Here is a 15,773-nt window from a genome sequence, read left to right as displayed (position 1 = left end):
TCGCTGTGTCCATCGACGTTGGACCAGTGGGCCTGCCCACCTGGGCGTGGGAGCGAGCTGACGTGCGTCAGGCGCTGAGGGAACGAGACATCGGAGCCGTCTTCCGGTACGTACAGCGGTACTCCGGAGCCAGCCAAGGCCGCATCGCCACCGCTGTCGGCATGGCTCAGGGGCGTGTCAACGAGATCATCAATGGCCGCCGGGAAGTCAGCAGACTGGACGTCTACGAGCGGATCGCTGATGGGCTGAGCATGCCCGGCGACGCTCGACATCTACTGGGGCTTGCCGCCAGCCGTGCGCAGCACGTAGGTGGACCGGCCTTCGACCTGGCCGCGTTCCCCGAAGTGGTTCGGGTCTACGCGGCACAGCGTTCCGCTGCCGAAGAGATCCAGCAGATGGCACGCGAGGCGGCAGAATTGGATGTCCTCGCGGTTCGGGGTCTCGGACTGATCGGGCTGAACGACTCGCTCCTACGCTCGTGCCTGCCTCGGCAGCCCGGCAGTGAGGGCAAGCGCGTACGCGTTCTGCTTCTGGACCCGGACTCGACCGCGTTGGTCCAACGGGCTGCGGAGATCGGTGAGTCCACCGAGTCGCTGGCAGGTGGTGTGAAGCTGGCAGAATCCCGGCTCCGGGAGTTGGCGAGCGTGTGCGACATCAAGGTGTACCGGTACAAGACGCTCCCCACCTGGCGGGTCATCCGCGTCGATTCAACGATGTTCGTCAGCGTTTTCGATAGCGGCTGGGAAGGCCACGAATCCGCGATGTACAAGGTGGTGGAGACTCCGCACGGCCCCTTGTTCCGGGGTTTCCGACGCACGTTCGAAGTCATCATCGAGGGTGCTGAACGCACCGTTTGAGAGAAGGAGAAAGAGTGATCGAGGCCGAACTCAAAGCGCGGGTGCACACGCCCGAGGCGGTGACGCAAGCTCTCGACGATCGAGCCGACGCACGTGTCGAGGTGTACAAGGACAGCTACTACGACCAGCCCGATGGGGAACTCAGCCGTGCAGGCAAGGAACTGCGGGTGCGCACCGTGCACGGCGCGCACGGCGCCCACACCTTCCTAACCTTCAAGGGCGCTTCCGTTGACGAGACATCGGGTTCAAAACCCGAGTACGAGACCCGGGTCGAAGACGCTGCGGCGGCCCACGCCATCGTGCGCGGACTCGGCCATGTACTGGTCATCGCCTTCGAAAAGCGGTGCCGCAACTACGCCTTCGAGGCGTGCGGACGTCACATGCTCGCCACTCTCGTCCGTGTGCCCGAGGTCGACGGCACGTTCCTGGAGATCGAGACGCTGGTGGAGGAACATGACGTATCGGCGGCCCTGGACGACATCCGCTCTGTTCTCGGCGATCTGGACATCGGTCCAGAGGATCTGACCCGGGACACCTACACGGACGCCGTCAGTGCTCAGCGTGCGACCTGACGTCTTCAACGTCACAGCGGCTCGGCTCCGTCTGCGGGCCCGTACCCGCAACGCACCCGGCGGCCCCCGGTTCGACCTGCTCCTCCTTCACCTCGACCGCCCCACCGGATAGCGGGAGCCACCGCCCGCCACTCCCCAACTGGCCTACGAGCAAAGGCAGTACAAGGCGTACAACCCTCACGCACCCTGGGCAGTCCTCCCAGTGCACCCCCCTCCTCGTCCACCGCCGTGTGCACCGGACGGCGCCTTACGTACCTGGGAGTCCACACCCCATGCGCAAGTCCCTTCGTCTCAGCCTCGCGACGGCCGCGGTCGTCGCGCTCAGCGGCGGGCTGCTGGCCATTCCGGCGGGTGCCGCTGGAGCGGCTCCGCAGGCCACGTTCCCCGACGACTTCAACGGTGACGGGTTCCGCGACTACGCCTCCGCCTCCACCAGCAGCCCCGGCGGCACGGTCCGCGTCGTCTTCGGTACGTCACGAGGAATCGGGGGCGCGTCCCAGCTCATCCACCAGGACAGCCCCGGTGTCCCCGGCGCCGACGAGGCGGGCGACCTGTTCGGCGAGGTCCGCACCGCCGCCGACTTCGACCGTGACGGGTACGGCGACCTCGCCGTCTCCGCCACCGGCGAGGACATCGGCGGCCGCGACCAGCGCGGTGCCGTCACCATCCTGTGGGGCTCCCCCTCCGGCCTCTCCGGCGGCACCTCCGTACCGTCCGCCGGGTACCAGGCGTGGAACCTGTTCGGCAGCGACCTCGCCACCGGTGACTTCGACGGGGACGGCGACACCGAACTCGCCGCCGTCGAGTCCTCCGACGCGTTCGTCCTCCAGGGCACGTACTCCCGCGCCGCCATCGCCGTACGGCCCGTCCACGTCGACACCGGCCGCTACTACGCGGCCAACCTGATCGCGGGCAAGGTCACCAAGGACCGCGCCACCGACCTGGTGATCCTCGGCTCCATACCCGCGAACAGCCGCCTGACCGGACACGCCCGCTTCTACCGGGGCGGCGCCACGGGACTCGTCCAGGGCCGGACCATCCCGATCGACGTGGTCCAGGACGACATGGGCGAGGGGGTCGTCACGGACTTCGACAAGGACGGCTACGGCGACATCGCCATCGGCACGCCCGACACGAACGGTGCGAAGGGCTACGTCACCCTGTGGAGCGGAACGGGCAAGGGCGCGGGCTCCTACAAGCGGATCACGCAGGCCACGTCCGGTGTCGCCGGGTCCCCCGAGGCGGGTGACCGCTTCGGCTCGTCCGTCGCGGTGGGCGACGTGAACGGGGACGGGAACCCGGACCTCGCGATCGGTGCCGGCGGCGAGAAGCTGAACGGCCGCGCCGACGCGGGCGCGGTCCACGTCCTGCGCGGGAGCAAGCTGGGGCTGTCCGGCGAGAACTCCCAGTACTTCGACCGCGCGACGGCCGGAGTGCCCGGCTCGGTCACCCAGAACGAGGAGTTCGGCAAAGTGGTACGGCTCCGGGACGTCAACGGCGACAGCCGCGCCGATCTGCATGTCACCGGCAACCAGGGCTCCTTGCGCCTGCCCGGCAGCCGCACGGGCGTCACGACCTCCGGCATCAGGGGGATCGCCACGTACGAGGTCACCGGCATCCTCCACTGACCCGGCCCCACAACGACCCGTACCTGTGGCGCCACCCCGCCCCGTTCACTCCCTGGGGCGGGGCCTAACTCGTTGCGCCCACTACGACTCGCAACGGACGGGACCCGGTCGGGGGCCGGTTGTACCCTTCACCCGGGACGGATCGGCTGTTCGGGTACGTGCCTTGTGCGGAGGGGGCGCCAAGGGCGAACGCCCGGGTGCGATGCGACTAAAGGAAAACGGGCCGATCCGCTGAGAAACCCGCAGGTCAGGAAGTGTAGTCCCCGCACGCGCGGGGGTGGTCCCGCGTCCGTGTCCTTACGCTCTCCGTTGTCGATGTAGTCCCCGCACGCGCGGGGGTGGTCCGTACGCTTCGATCCGCTCGCGGTCCAGGGTCGGGTAGTCCCCGCACGCGCGGGGGTGGTCCCGGGTACTCCGGGCGGGGCGTGGGGTTCTCGGGGTAGTCCCCGCACGCGCGGGGGTGGTCCGGGCGCGCAGCCGTGGAAGGACGGCATCGTCGTGTAGTCCCCGCACGCGCGGGGGTGGTCCTCCGTAGTACGCCTCCGCCAGGAGGAGCACCAGGTAGTCCCCGCACGCGCGGGGGTGGTCCCTTACCGGGCGGTCCGCTTCCCCACTCAGGACGGTAGTCCCCGTACGCGCGGGGGTGGTCCCGTGGACGAGGGCGAAGACGTCGAGTACAAGGCGTAGTCCCCGCACGCGCGGGGGTGGTCCGACCGGCTCAGCACGAAAGTGTTGGTCGGGGGGCGTAGTCCTCGCACGCGCGCGGGTGGTCCGGTCCCCGCCTACGTGAACAACGACCTGCTGGAGTGGTCCCCGCATGCGCGGGAGTGGTCCGCCGTCGGCGGTGATCGACGTTTCGAGGAGTTTGTGGTCCCCACACGCGCGGGGATGTCCCAGTCCGCCAGTGGCTCAACAACCTCCGCAAACCGTGGTCCCCGCACCCCCAAGGACAGCCCCAGGCACACCGCCCCGCGAACGTTCACAGTGGGGTAGGGAGCCGCACCCACAACACTCCCCACCCCCACCCCCAACCCCCGCCCCCTACAAATGCGTAGGCGCGAACATCCTCAGTACCGCCGGGAGGACCACCACCGAAGGGCCGCTCTCCGCGAACGACTTCGTCAAGGTGGCGCCCAGGGTGTCCGGGGTCGCCAGGGTCGCGGGGACTCCGAAGGACTCCGCGAGGGCGACGAAGTCCGGGCGGGACAGTTCCGTGCCCGTGGCCTCGCCGAACGTGTCGGTCATGTACTCGCGGAGGATGCCGTAGCCGCCGTCGTCCACGATCAGCCACGTGACGTTCAGGTCGTACTGGCGGGCCGTCGCCAGCTCGGCGATCGAGTACATCGCGCCGCCGTCGCCGGACACCGCGAGGGCCGGGCGGGACGGGTCCGCCGCCGCCGCGCCCAGCGCGGCGGGGAAACCGTAACCGAGGCCCCCGGCACCCTGCGCGGAGTGCATCGTGTTGGGCCGCCGCGCGTCGAACGCGGACCACGCCCAGTACGCCAGGATCGTCATGTCCCAGAAGGACGGTGACGAGTCGGGCAGCGCCGCGCGGATCGTCGTCAGCAGCGACTGCTCCAGGTCGAGTCCCTGTCCGGCGATCCGCTCCCGTACCGCGTCGAGGACACCCCGTACCCGCTCGGCCGCGCCGGTGTCGCCCCGCTCCCGTACCGTCTCCAGCAGCGCGCCCAGCGCCAGGCGGGCGTCCGCGTGGATGCCCAGCGCGGGGTGGTTGGACTCCAGTTTGCCGAGGTCGGCCTCGATCTGGACGACCCGGCCCCGGGGGCGGAACGTGTGGTAGTTGGACGACAGTTCACCGAGGCCGGAGCCGACGACCAGCAGGACGTCCGCGTCCTCCAGGAAGTCCGTGGTGTGACGGTCCTCCAGCCAGGACTGGAGCGACAGTTCATGGTTCCAGGGGAACGCGCCCTTGCCGCCGAACGTCGTCACGACCGGCGCGTCCAGCTTCTCCGCCAGCGCCCGCAGCTTGCCGGACGCGTCCGAGCGGACCACCCCGCCGCCCGCGATGATCACCGGGCGTTCGGCGCGCGACAGCAGATCGGCCGCCACCGCGGTCAGCTCGGGGCGCGGGAACACCTCGTCCGGCGTCGCGTCGAGGCCCGTCACCACGGGGATCGGCGTCTCGGCCAGCAGGACGTCCTGCGGGATCTCCACCCACACCGGACCGTGCGGCGCGGTCAGCGCCGACTGCCACGCCCGCGCGATCGCGGACGGGATCTGCGACGCGGTGCGCACCGTGTGGACGGACTTCACCACGTCCCGGAACGCGGCCTTCTGGTCGCGCAGCTCGTGCAGATAGCCGTGCCGGCCGCCGCCGAGGCCCGCCACCGGGATCTGGCTGGAGATCGCCAGCACGGGCGCCGACGCCGCCGCCGCCTCCTGGAGCGCGGCGAGCGAGGTGAGCGCGCCCGGCCCCGTCGACAGCAGCAGCGGGGCCGCCTCGCCGGTGACCCGGCCGTAGGCGTCCGCCGCGAAGCCCGCGTTGTTCTCCACGCGCAGGCCCACGTACCGCAGGTCGCTGCGGCGCAGCGCGTCGAACATGCCGAGCGCGTGCTGGCCCGGCAGCCCGAAGACGGTGGTCGCGCCGAGGCTCTGGAGCGTCTCCACGACGAGGTCGCCGCCGTTGCGTCCGGGCGGCGGGTTCAGCGCCGCCTCGGTCTGCGCGGCCGTCGGCAGCAGTTCGGGCCCGTGGTGGTCGTGCGTCACTTCAGCCGCTCCCTGGTCGTGGGGTGGGGGGGTGGAGGTGCGGCCCCTCGCGGAGGGGCCGCCTGGTGCGGGCCCGGTGTCGGGTACGCCGGGCCGGTGTGCGACAGGCCGGTGCGGACTGGCCGGTGTGCGACGGGCCGGTGTGCGACGGGTCAGCCCGTCGTGCGGCTCGCCGCGATCTGCCGCGCCATGATCGTCGTCAGCTCGTACGCCGTGTGGGACGCGGCGACCGCCGTGATCTCGGCGTGGTCGTACGCGGGGGCGACCTCGACCACGTCGGCCGAGACGAGGTTGCAGGAGGCCAGGCCGCGCAGGATCTCCAGGAGCTCGCGGGAGGTCATGCCGCCCGCCTCGGGGGTGCCGGTGCCGGGGGCGTGGGCCGGGTCGAGGCAGTCGATGTCGATGGAGATGTACAGCGGGCGGTCCCCGATGCGCTGGCGCAGCTGGTCCGCGACCTCGTCGGCGCCCCGGCGGTAGACGTCCGCCGAGGTGACGATGCCGAAGCCCATCTTCTCGTCGTCGGTGAGGTCCTGCTTGCCGTACAGCGGGCCGCGGATGCCGACGTGGGAGAGGGCGGAGGTGTCCAGGATGCCCTCCTCGACGGCCCGCCGGAACGGGGTGCCGTGCGTGTACTCGGCGCCGAAGTAGGTGTCCCAGGTGTCGAGGTGCGCGTCGAAGTGCAGCAGCGCTACCGGGCCGTGCTTCTTGGCGACGGAGCGCAGCAGCGGCAGCGCGATGGTGTGGTCGCCGCCGAGGGTCATCATCCGGGCGCCGCTGCCGAGCAGGTCGTCCGCGGCGGCCTCGATGGTCTCGACGGCCTCGTGGATGTTGAACGGGTTGGCCGCGATGTCACCGGCGTCCGCGACCTGCGCGAGGGCGAAGGGCGACGCGTCCTGCGCCGGGTTGTACGGGCGCAGCAGCCGGGACGCCTCACGGATCGCGTTGCCGCCGAAGCGGGCGCCGGGACGGTAGGACACCCCGGTGTCGAAGGGGACGCCGACGACGGCCACGTCGGTGGTGCCCACCTGGTCGAGGCGGGGCAGCCGCGCGAAGGTGGCGGGGCCCGCGTACCGGGGGACGCGGGAGGAGTCCACGGGGCCGACGGGGCCGGCCGGGGTGCCCTGGGTGCCTGCGGCGGCGGGGGTGCCCTCGGCCGGGTTCTCGGTGGTGCTCATCGTCGGACTCCTCCTGGTGCGGTTCTGGCGGGCCGGCGGCTGCCGGGGTACGTCCGGGTTTCCTCGCGTACGGGCACCCGCCGGGTGCTTGTGGCTTCAGTTGTCGCCGGGCGGCGGCGGGCGGACCGGGTGCCGTGCCGGGTGTACCCGGGCGGGGTACCGGTCCGCCCCCTGGCTGCCGGGGTGTGCGGTGCGCCGGCCTGCGGGGACGGGCGCTCGGATGGTGCCGGTCGCTCGTGCTACCCGCTCGTGCTTCCAGTGTGGCCCACCGCGGACCGCTGCCCCTCCGCGGGCCCGGGAACCGCTGCGGGCCCGGGAACCGCTGCGGCGCCCGGCTCGGGTGCGGCGCCCGGCTCGGGGGCGCGGCCCGCGACGCGTTCCCGCCAGGCGGCCAGCGTTTCCGGGTCGGTGGGCGGGGTCGCCAGCGAGACGGTGACGTAGACGGCGAGGGAGGCGAGCAGTCCGTACATGACGGGTTCGTTGGCGAGGATGCCGTAGTGCCACATCAGGCCGATGACGGCGGTCCCGCCGACGGCGACGGCGGCGAGGGCTCCGGCGGCGGTGCCGCGCTTCCACAGGAGTCCGCCGAGGATGGGTACGAGCAGCCCGCCGACGAGGAGGTTGTAGGCGACGGTCAGCGCCTGCACGACGTCGTTCAGCGCGATGGCTATCGCGATCACGCCGACGCCCATGACGAGGATGAACAGCCGGTTCCCCTTGACCTCGTCGATCTCGTCGTCCCCTTGGGCGGACCCGTCCGGGCCGGGCGCGGGGCGGCCGACCGCTCCGCGCAGCCGCGACCATATGTCGTTGTTGGCGACGGTCGCGCAGGCGATCAGCGCACCGGACGACGTGGACATCACAGCGGCGAGCGCGGCGGCCAGCACGAGCCCGCGCACGCCCATCGGCAGCTCCTCCTTGACGATGGTGGCGAAGGCGTCGTCGGCGGCGAGCTTCGGGTACAGCACCTTGGCGGCGGTGCCGATGACGGCTCCGGCGACGGCGTAGACGAGGCAGTACGTACCGGCGGCCATCCCGCCCCAGCGGGCCGTGGTGTCGCTGCGGGCGGTGAAGACGCGCTGCCAGATGTCCTGCCCGATGAGCATGCCGAAGGTGTAGATCAGCACATAGGTGAAGATCGTCTCGCCGCCGATGCCGAGCGGGTCGAAGTACTCGGTCGGCAGCTGGGCCTTCATCTCGCTGAAGCCGCCCGCCTTGATCACCGCGATCGGCAGGAGCAGCAGCAGGATGCCGACGGTCTTCACCACGAACTGGACCATGTCGGTGAGCGTGATCGACCACATCCCGCCGAGCGTGGAGTACGCGACGACGATGGAACCGCCGAGGATGATCGAGAGGGTGCGGTTCAGGTCGAACATGACGTCGAAGATGGTGGCGTAGGCGATGGTCGAGGTCACCGCGAGCATCAGGGTGTACGCCCACATGACGACCCCGGAGATCACCCCGGCCCGGCCGCCGTAGCGCAGGTCCAGCATCTCGGAGACGGTGTACACCTTCAGCCGGGCGATCCGCGCCGAGAAGAACACCGACAGGGCCAGTAGTCCGAGGCCGATGGTGAGGACCATCCAGGCGCCGGAGAGCCCGTACTGGTAGCCGAGGCCCACGCCGCCGATGGTGGAGGCGCCGCCGAGGACGATCGCGGCGATGGTGCCGGAGTACATGACGGGGCCGAGGCGGCGGCCCGCGACCAGGAAATCGCTCTTGGACTTGGCGCGGCGCATGCCCCACCAGCCCATGGCCAGCATGCCTGCCAGATAGACGGCGATCACTGCGTAGTCGACGGCCATACGGGGCCTCCTTCGCGCCTCGGCGGCGGTGCTGCGGGGGGACGGTGAGCGGGGTGCGGCGGTGAGCGGGTGCGGGGTGCGGCGGGGTGCGGCGGTGAGCGGGGTGCGGGTCGGGTCCGGTCGGGTCGGGCTCGCGCGTCGCGGGGCGGGTCGGGGGGTGCGCGGGCGGGCCGCCGGTGGCCGCGTCGCGAGGGACAGCGTCCGACCCGGCCAGGGCCGTCCGAACGCTGTCCGCCGTGACGCGGTCACCGGCAGGGACGACGATAGGTGGCCGGAAAGCAACGCTGAAGTGTACGTTTCATCCACTTCTCACGACTTCGATGGAGGGAACGTCCACCCCGTGCCGCCCGACGAGCCGACATCACGCCCTCCAGCCCCGCCGACCCAGTCCACTCCGCCCACTCCCCCGCTCCCGTCGGACCCCGTGCCCGCCGCCGTCCCGCCCACCCCGCCCGTCCCGCTCACCGCACTGCTGGCGCGGGACGATCTGGGGCTGCGGCAGCTCGCCGGGCCCCGGGACGCGGCGACCGTGATCCTGTGGGCGCACACCTCCGAGATGTCCGACCCGTACCCGTATCTGCTGGGCGGCGAGCTGCTGCTCACGGCCGGGGCGCACACGGCGGAGGCGACGGACGGGGCGCGGAGCGGGCCGTACTGGGACGCCTATGTGTCCCGGGTCGTCGCGGCGGGCGGCGCGGCGGTCGGCTTCGGGCTCGCCCCGGTCCACGACACCGTCCCGTACGCGCTGATCGCGGCGTGCGACCGGTACGGGCTGCCGCTGATCGAGGTGCCGCCGCGCACCACGTTCTCCGGGGTGGCCCGCGCGGTGTTCGCGATCATGACGCGCATCCGGCACGCGGAGCTGCGCCGGGTGACGCGTGACCAGCAGGCCCTCGCCTCCGCGGCGGCCCGCCCCGACCCCGTACCGGCGGTCCTCGGGCAGCTCGCCCGGCGGCTCGGCGGCGGCTGGGCCGCGCTCGTGGGCCCGGACGGCGCGGTCGTCCGGGAGGCCGGTCCGGTACCGGGCGCGGGGGCGGCGACCCGGGCGGCGGTCCGGGACGGGGTGCTGGAGCTGGCGGGCCGGGTCGGCGGCGGTCCGGCGGAGCCCGCGTCGGCGACGGACACCGTCGGCGGGGTGCCGCTCGCCGCGTACGCGCTGGGCGGCGGCCAGGGGTTCGCGCTCGGGGTGGCCGGGGAACGGCGGGAGCCCGGCGACCATACGGTCACCGGGGTCGCGGTGGTCCTGCTGTCGCTGCTGACCGGGGAGCACCAGGGCACCGCGCAGGCCGCTCGGTCGGCGGCGCTCGTACGGCTGCTGCTGGGCGCGGCGCCGGAGGAGGCGCTGGGACTGCTCGGGGGTGAGCGGTGGACCTTGGTCCACGCGCGGCCCGCGTCCGGACCGGCCGATCCGGTCGCCGCGGCGGCGTTCGGGGCGGCCCTCGGTTCGGCGCTGGTCGATCCGGGACGGGACACCGTACGGGTCCTGCTCCCCGACGCCCCGGAGGTGCCGCCGCAGCCGGGGTGGACGCTCGGGCTGAGCGCGCCGGGCGGCGACCTCGGCGCGGCCGACGCGCAGGCGGCGCGTGCGCTGTCCCGCGCGCTGGCGGTCCGCGCGCCGCTGGTCCGGCACCGGGGTGACGGGGGCGGGCTGGCGTCCCTGGTCCCGGCCGCCGACGCCGACCGCCACGCACGGGCCCTGCTCGCCCCACTCCTTACGGCGCCCAACGGACCCGCGCTGACGGAGACCCTGCGCACCTGGCTCTCCCTGCACGGCGGCTGGGACCGTACGGCGGTGGCCCTCGACGTGCACCGCAACACCGTCCGCCAGCGCGTGGCCCGCTGCGCGGACCTCCTGGGCACGGACCTCGACGACCCGGACGTACGGATGGAGCTCTGGTTCGCGCTGAGCCGTGGGGGGCGGTCGGGCGGGGGGTGAGTTCGGGGGGGGAGGGCGGGGGGAGTGTCGGGGTGGGGTGGGGTGGGGTGGGGGCAGCGGGGGGCGGGGGGCGGGGGATCGGGTGCTGGACGGGGCCGAAGGCATCGGATGCCGGGCGGGGGGCCGGAGGCCTCGGGTGCCGGGCGGGGGTGGGTGCGGAGCACGAAGGCGGGCGCGGAGCTCGGGGGCGGGTGCAGCGCGTAGGGGCGGGCGCGGCGCGTGGGGGTGGGCGCGGAGCTCGGGGGTGGGCGCGGAGCTCGGGGGTGGGCGCCGGGCACAGCCGGGCTCCGGGCATGGGGGCGGGGGGTGTGCGGCCATACTGGGCGGGCGGTGGGTGACCGGCCGCGCGGGAGGATCGGAGAGGCGCGGATGACGGGCGGCAAGGCGAAGGCGGTTCCCCGGCGGGACGCGGTACGCAACCGGGACACGCTGCTCGGCGCGGCCCGTTCGCTCTTCGCCGAGCAGGGGCTCGACGTACCGTTCGACGAGATCGCCCGCCGGGCGGGGCTCGGCAACGCCACGCTGTACCGGCACTTCCCGAACCGCGCGGCACTGATCGGGGCCGCGTTCGCGGGACTGCTCGACGCGACGGCGAAGGCGGCGCGGCGGGCGCGGCGCGAGGAGGACGCCTGGGGCGCCCTGCTCGGGTATCTGACCTCCGTCTACGCGGAACTGGCCGCCGACCGTGGCACCAACGACCTGATGACCACCGCGATCCCGGGGATCGAGGCGCTGGACGCGCTGCACGTGGAGCACCGCCGGACGGTCGCCTCGCTGATGGCGCGGGCGCAGGAACAGGGCGCGATGCGGACGGATGTAACGGTCGAGGATCTGCTGCTGTCGCTCGCCGCGCTGGGGCGTACGGTGCCCGCGCTGGCCCCGGTGCCGGGCGCGTGGCGGCGGCAACTGACGCTGTTCCTGGACGCGTTGCGGGCGCCGGGCGCGGGGGCGCTGCCCGGTCGGGCGCTCACCGAGCGGGAGCTGGTCGACGTGCTGCACGCGCTCGGCCCGCACCGCGCCCGCTGACCCGTCCGCCCTGCCCCGTCCCGCCCTTCACCCCGCTGTCCGTTCACCCTTCCCTCCCCGGGGTCCCTCCCCGGGGTCCCTCCCCGGGGTCCCTCCCCGGGCGGGACGGTGCGCCCGGTGGGCCGCTACGATCAGGATGACAAAGTGGGGAGCAGTCCCCACTTCACCTCGCTCCGCTGCCCTGCCGCTCTGCCGCTCTGTCGTTCTGCCGTCTGGAGGGAACCGCATGTCCGCAGCCGTCCCCCGTACCGCGCCCACCCTCGGGGAACTCGCCCCCGCCGGGGTCGATCCCGTCCGCGACCCCGACGCCGTCCTCGCGCATCTGCGCCGTCTCGGCCCGGTCCACCGCGTCCATGTCCCAGAATCCGGTGACGCCTGGCTCGTCGTCGGCCGTGACGAGGCGCGTGCCGCGCTCACCGACCCCGCGCTCCGCAACGACATCCGGCACTCCGCGACCTGGTCCCACGACGGGGGCAACGCGCTGGGCCGCAACATGCTCCAGACCGATCCGCCCGACCACACCCGGCTGCGCTCGCTGGTGTCCCGGCACTTCACCCCGGCCCGGATCGCGGCACTGGAACCCCGCGTCCGGGAGATCGCCGAGGAGCTCGCCGCGGCGCTGCCCCGGCGCGGGACCGCCGACCTGGTGGCCGACTACGCGCTGCCGCTGCCGGTGGCCGTCATCGGTGAACTCCTCGGGGTGCCCGGGGAGGACCGCGCGGCGCTGCGGGACTGGTCGTACCAGTTGCTCACCCCCGACTCGGCGGAGGCCGCCGGGGCGGCCATGGGCGCGATGGGTACGTACTTCGCGGAGCTGCTGGCGCGAAAGCGGGAGCGGCCCGGGGACGATCTGCTCAGCGCGCTCGCCGCACCCGGCGCGGGGGACGCGTCCGGGGGTGGGGACGCGTTGACGGCCGACGAACTGCTCGGGATGTGCTTCCTGCTGCTGGTGGCCGGTCATGAGACGACCGTGCATCTGATCTCCGGGGCGCTGTACGCGCTGCTGTGCCGGCCCGGGGAACTCGCGGCGCTGCGGGCGGAGCCGTCCTCGGTGGGCCGGGTCGTCGAGGAGACGCTGCGGCTGCACGCGCCGGTCACCACCACGGCGTTCCGGTTCGCGGCGGAGGCCACGCGGATCGGGGGGACGGTGGTGGGGGCGGGGGACTCCGTGCTCGTGTCGCTCGCGGCGGTGGGGCGCGATCCGGGGCGGTTCGCGGAACCCGGGCGGTTCGATCCCGGGCGGTTCGATCCCGGAGGGCCCGGGCGGGGGCATCTCGCGTTCGGGCACGGGGTGCATCACTGTCTGGGGGCGCCGCTGGCCCGGATGGAGGCGGGGGTCGCGCTCACGGTGCTCGCGGCTCGCCGCCCGGCGGTTCGCCTTGCGGCGGGCCCCGGGACGCTGCGGTGGCGCGCGTCCGCGTTGACTCGCGGCCTTGCGGAGTTGCCGGTTCACGTGGGGTGACGTAACGGGGGCGGGTCCCCGTTACCCCGGGGTTCGTCCGGGTGAGCGCACTCGTTCCTGTGCCGTCGCTCGTGGGTGCGCAGTTCCCCGCGGGTCGCCTTCGCTTGCGCTTCCCAGGTCCGTCCGGCTGGGCGCACTTTTCCTGTGCGGGTCGTTCGTGGGTGCGCAGTTCCCCGCGCCCCTGGGTACTCGGTACGTGGCCCACTTGTTCCTGTGCCGTCGCTCGTGGGGTGCGCAGTTCCCCGCGGGTCGCCTTCGCTTGCGCTTCCCAGGTCCGTCCGGCTGGGCGCACTTTTCCTGTGCGGGTCGTTCGTGGGTGCGCAGTTCCCCGCGCCCCTGGGTACTCGGTGCGTGGCCCACTCGTTCCTGTGCCGTCGCTCGTGGGTTTCGCGCAGTTCCCCGCGGGTCGCCTTCGCTTGCGCTTCCCAGGTCCGTCCGGCTGGGCGCACCTTTCCCGTGCGGGTCGTTCGTGGGTGCGCAGTTCCCCGCGCCCCTGGGTACTCGGTACGTGGCCCACTTGTTCCTGTGCCGTCGCTCGTGGGTTTCGCGCAGTTCCCCGCGGGTCGCCTTCGCTTGCGCTTCCCAGGTCCGTCCGGCTGGGCGCACCTTTCCCGTGCGGGTCGTTCGTGGGTGCGCAGTTCCCCGCGCCCCTGGGTACTCGGTACGTGGCCCACTCGTTCCTGTGCCGTCGCTCGTGGGTTTCGCGCAGTTCCCCGCGGGTCGCCTTCGCTTGCGCTTCCCAGGTCCGTCCGGCTGGGCGCACCTTTCCCGTGCGGGTCGTTCGTGGGTGCGCAGTTCCCCGCGCCCCTGGGTACTCGGTGCGTGGCCCACTCGTTCCTGTGCCGTCGCTCGTCGTTTTCGCGCAGTTCCCCGCGCCCCTGAAGGGGCGCCCCTTGATGTCGTCCGTCGTCTGCGGAACCCCTCTCCTGTCGCAGTCGCGGGGCTGCGGGAGGGGGTGGGCGGGAATCTCTGCCCGCAGACTCCGATGCTCTTCAGTGGAGCAACTGCACGACTTACCGAGCGTGTCGGATCGAGGACGGAGAATCCCGACCGGCACCGACCCGAAGAACAAACAGAACGCGCCCCAAAGGGGCGCGGGGAACTGCGCAAAACCCGACGAGCGACGGCACAGGAACAAGTACGCCCAGCACAAGGAACCTCGGAAGCGCAAGCGAAGGCGACCTGCGGGGAACTGCGCACCCACCGAACGACCTGCACAGGAAAAAGTACGCCCAGCACAGGAAACCCCGGGGGACGGGGAGCTCGGGGCGCCGGGAGGGTCAACTCGGGGTGAGGCCCGCCGCGTCGAGGAGGTATGCCGTCAGCGGGTCGTAGAACCGGGGGCTACGGACATGGTCGTCCAACGGCACCGTGACCTGCACCGTCCCCTCCGCCTCCGCAAGGAACAACGCCGGGTCGTTGCAGTCGGCGAACCCGACGGAGTCGACCCCCCGCTGCCCCGCACGGCCCGCCCACCCATGGTCCGCGACCACGAGATCGGGCGCCGCCAGCCCCGCCCGCTCCAGCCCGTCCAGCACCGCGTTCATCGGCTCGGGCGAATGCGTGTGCCACAGTGTCGCGCCCCGTTCCAGCATCGCCACGTCCGCGAACTGGAAGACGACACCCTCGTCGGCGTACAGCGCGTCCGGGACGACGACGATGTCGCACCCCGCGTCCCGCAACGCCCCCGCGGTGGCCCGGTGCACATCGAGCAGCCCCCCGGGATGCCCGGTCGCGAACAGCACCCGCTCCTTGCCGGCCGCGGCCTTCCGCAGCCGCGCCGCCATCCGCTCCAGCCCGGCGACGGTCAGCTCCGGGTCGATGGTGTCCTGCCCGAACCGGTGCTCCGGGTCGTCGTTCACCCCGCACCGCTCGGCCATCACCGCGAGCACGTCCTGCTCGTCGGTCCACCGGTCCCCCAGCTCCAGGCCCAGCCAGTAGTGCCGGTCGCCGTTGGCGAGCTTGCGGTAGTGGTCGAGATTGTTCTCGCGGGGGGTCGCCACGTCACCCGCGATGTGGGTGCGGATCAGATGGTCGACGAGCTCGGCGCGACTGGGTGTCCCGGATATCGGCATGCCCTCCATTCTGCCGTCGCCTCCCGCCCCCGCGGGCGGAGTACCGCCCGGTGGGACGCCCGTCACGATCACCCCGGCCCCCCGCCGGACGCCCCGAGCCGCACCCGGGCACGAAGTGCGACTTGAGACTTCCGAGGGCAGGGACCGTGTGATTCCGGGCCTGTCCCCGCGCGAAGTCCCCAAAAGGAGTTGCATGAAACGATTGAAGGGACGCAAGGGGACCACCTTTGCTCGTGGCCGACCGTAGAAGGGGTGCAGCACATGAAGTTCGTCCTGGAAGTGGACATCCCCAGCTCAGGACCGTCCGAGACCACCGTCCGTGAACTGTCCCGCGTATTGCGCTACTGGGGCGGCAACCTGCACCACTACACCCTGGCGCCGGGCGTCGGCGAGACCGTGTACGACTCGGCGTACCAGCAGGTCGGACGCTGGACGATCACGGAGACACCGCCCGCCCCCTGAGAGCCGAACGGGCGCCGGATCAGCGGGGCACCGGATCAGCGGGGT

11 protein-coding genes are annotated in these 15,773 nt (G+C 72.6%); 7 read left to right on the top strand and 4 right to left on the bottom strand.

The window, feature by feature from the left end; all coding sequences use genetic code 11:
* Window positions 1-5: 5 nt before the first annotated feature.
* The 3 genes from OG711_RS25795 to OG711_RS25785 all read left to right on the top strand — a co-directional run bounded on the left by OG711_RS25795 (window position 6) and on the right by OG711_RS25785 (window position 3,057).
* Window positions 6-857: a helix-turn-helix domain-containing protein gene (locus OG711_RS25795; RefSeq protein ID WP_073793805.1), complete on the top strand. Its 852-nt coding sequence runs from the start codon at window positions 6-8 to the stop codon at window positions 855-857.
* Between the two features lie 14 nt (window positions 858-871).
* Window positions 872-1,429, top strand: coding sequence for a class IV adenylate cyclase (gene cyaB / locus OG711_RS25790; RefSeq protein WP_073793806.1), 558 nt, complete (start codon window positions 872-874; stop codon window positions 1,427-1,429).
* Between the two features lie 272 nt (window positions 1,430-1,701).
* Complete coding sequence (locus OG711_RS25785; RefSeq protein WP_329560699.1) at window positions 1,702-3,057, top strand: FG-GAP and VCBS repeat-containing protein; 1,356 nt, start codon at window positions 1,702-1,704, stop codon at window positions 3,055-3,057.
* 1,041 nt (window positions 3,058-4,098) lie between these two features.
* Here OG711_RS25785 and OG711_RS25780 read toward each other — a convergent pair.
* From OG711_RS25780 to OG711_RS25770, 3 genes are all read right to left on the bottom strand, one after another.
* On the bottom strand, window positions 4,099-5,784 hold the full coding sequence (locus OG711_RS25780; RefSeq protein ID WP_329560697.1) for a thiamine pyrophosphate-binding protein: 1,686 nt from the start codon (window positions 5,782-5,784) through the stop codon (window positions 4,099-4,101).
* A gap of 152 nt (window positions 5,785-5,936) precedes the next feature.
* Window positions 5,937-6,959, bottom strand: coding sequence for an agmatinase (gene speB, locus OG711_RS25775; RefSeq protein WP_245877000.1), 1,023 nt, complete (start codon window positions 6,957-6,959; stop codon window positions 5,937-5,939).
* Between the two features lie 239 nt (window positions 6,960-7,198).
* The gene (locus OG711_RS25770) at window positions 7,199-8,767 is read right to left on the bottom strand and encodes a sodium:solute symporter (protein WP_329560695.1); all 1,569 of its coding nucleotides are present in this window, start codon (window positions 8,765-8,767) and stop codon (window positions 7,199-7,201) included.
* A gap of 424 nt (window positions 8,768-9,191) precedes the next feature.
* On the opposite strand from OG711_RS25770, the gene OG711_RS25765 reads away from it, so the two are divergent.
* The 3 genes from OG711_RS25765 (at window position 9,192) to OG711_RS25755 (ending at window position 13,191) form a co-directional block, all read left to right on the top strand.
* Window positions 9,192-10,703, top strand: coding sequence for a helix-turn-helix domain-containing protein (locus tag OG711_RS25765; RefSeq protein ID WP_329560693.1), 1,512 nt, complete (start codon window positions 9,192-9,194; stop codon window positions 10,701-10,703).
* Between the two features lie 369 nt (window positions 10,704-11,072).
* A complete protein-coding gene (locus OG711_RS25760) occupies window positions 11,073-11,729 on the top strand; it encodes a TetR/AcrR family transcriptional regulator (RefSeq protein ID WP_266515773.1) in 657 nt (218 codons plus the stop codon).
* 226 nt (window positions 11,730-11,955) lie between these two features.
* The gene (locus OG711_RS25755) at window positions 11,956-13,191 is read left to right on the top strand and encodes a cytochrome P450 family protein (protein WP_329560690.1); all 1,236 of its coding nucleotides are present in this window, start codon (window positions 11,956-11,958) and stop codon (window positions 13,189-13,191) included.
* 1,280 nt (window positions 13,192-14,471) lie between these two features.
* Here the strand turns inward: OG711_RS25755 and OG711_RS25750 are convergent.
* Entirely contained in the window at window positions 14,472-15,266 is a 795-nt protein-coding gene (locus tag OG711_RS25750; RefSeq protein WP_073794381.1) for a phosphatase, read from the bottom strand.
* A 261-nt stretch (window positions 15,267-15,527) separates the two neighbouring features.
* On the opposite strand from OG711_RS25750, the gene OG711_RS25745 reads away from it, so the two are divergent.
* On the top strand, window positions 15,528-15,728 hold the full coding sequence (locus tag OG711_RS25745; protein WP_073793811.1) for a hypothetical protein: 201 nt from the start codon (window positions 15,528-15,530) through the stop codon (window positions 15,726-15,728).
* The last annotated feature ends 45 nt before the right edge of the window (window positions 15,729-15,773 follow it).

The organism is Streptomyces uncialis, from assembly GCF_036250755.1.
Taxonomy (GTDB): Bacteria; Actinomycetota; Actinomycetes; order Streptomycetales; family Streptomycetaceae; genus Streptomyces; species Streptomyces uncialis.
This window is presented reverse-complemented; position numbering and strand designations above follow the sequence as displayed.

Excerpts from the sequence above, each read along its gene's own strand:
- OG711_RS25750 (WP_073794381.1), bottom strand. The coding sequence starts at position 15,266 with ATGCCGATATCCGGGACACCCAGTCGCGCCGAGCTCGTCGACCATCTG.
- OG711_RS25745 (WP_073793811.1), top strand. The coding sequence starts at position 15,528 with ATGAAGTTCGTCCTGGAAGTGGACATCCCCAGCTCAGGACCGTCCGAG.
- speB (WP_245877000.1), bottom strand. The coding sequence starts at position 6,959 with ATGAGCACCACCGAGAACCCGGCCGAGGGCACCCCCGCCGCCGCAGGC.
- OG711_RS25760 (WP_266515773.1), top strand. The coding sequence starts at position 11,073 with ATGACGGGCGGCAAGGCGAAGGCGGTTCCCCGGCGGGACGCGGTACGC.
- OG711_RS25785 (WP_329560699.1), top strand. The coding sequence starts at position 1,702 with ATGCGCAAGTCCCTTCGTCTCAGCCTCGCGACGGCCGCGGTCGTCGCG.
- OG711_RS25755 (WP_329560690.1), top strand. The coding sequence starts at position 11,956 with ATGTCCGCAGCCGTCCCCCGTACCGCGCCCACCCTCGGGGAACTCGCC.
- OG711_RS25770 (WP_329560695.1), bottom strand. The coding sequence starts at position 8,767 with ATGGCCGTCGACTACGCAGTGATCGCCGTCTATCTGGCAGGCATGCTG.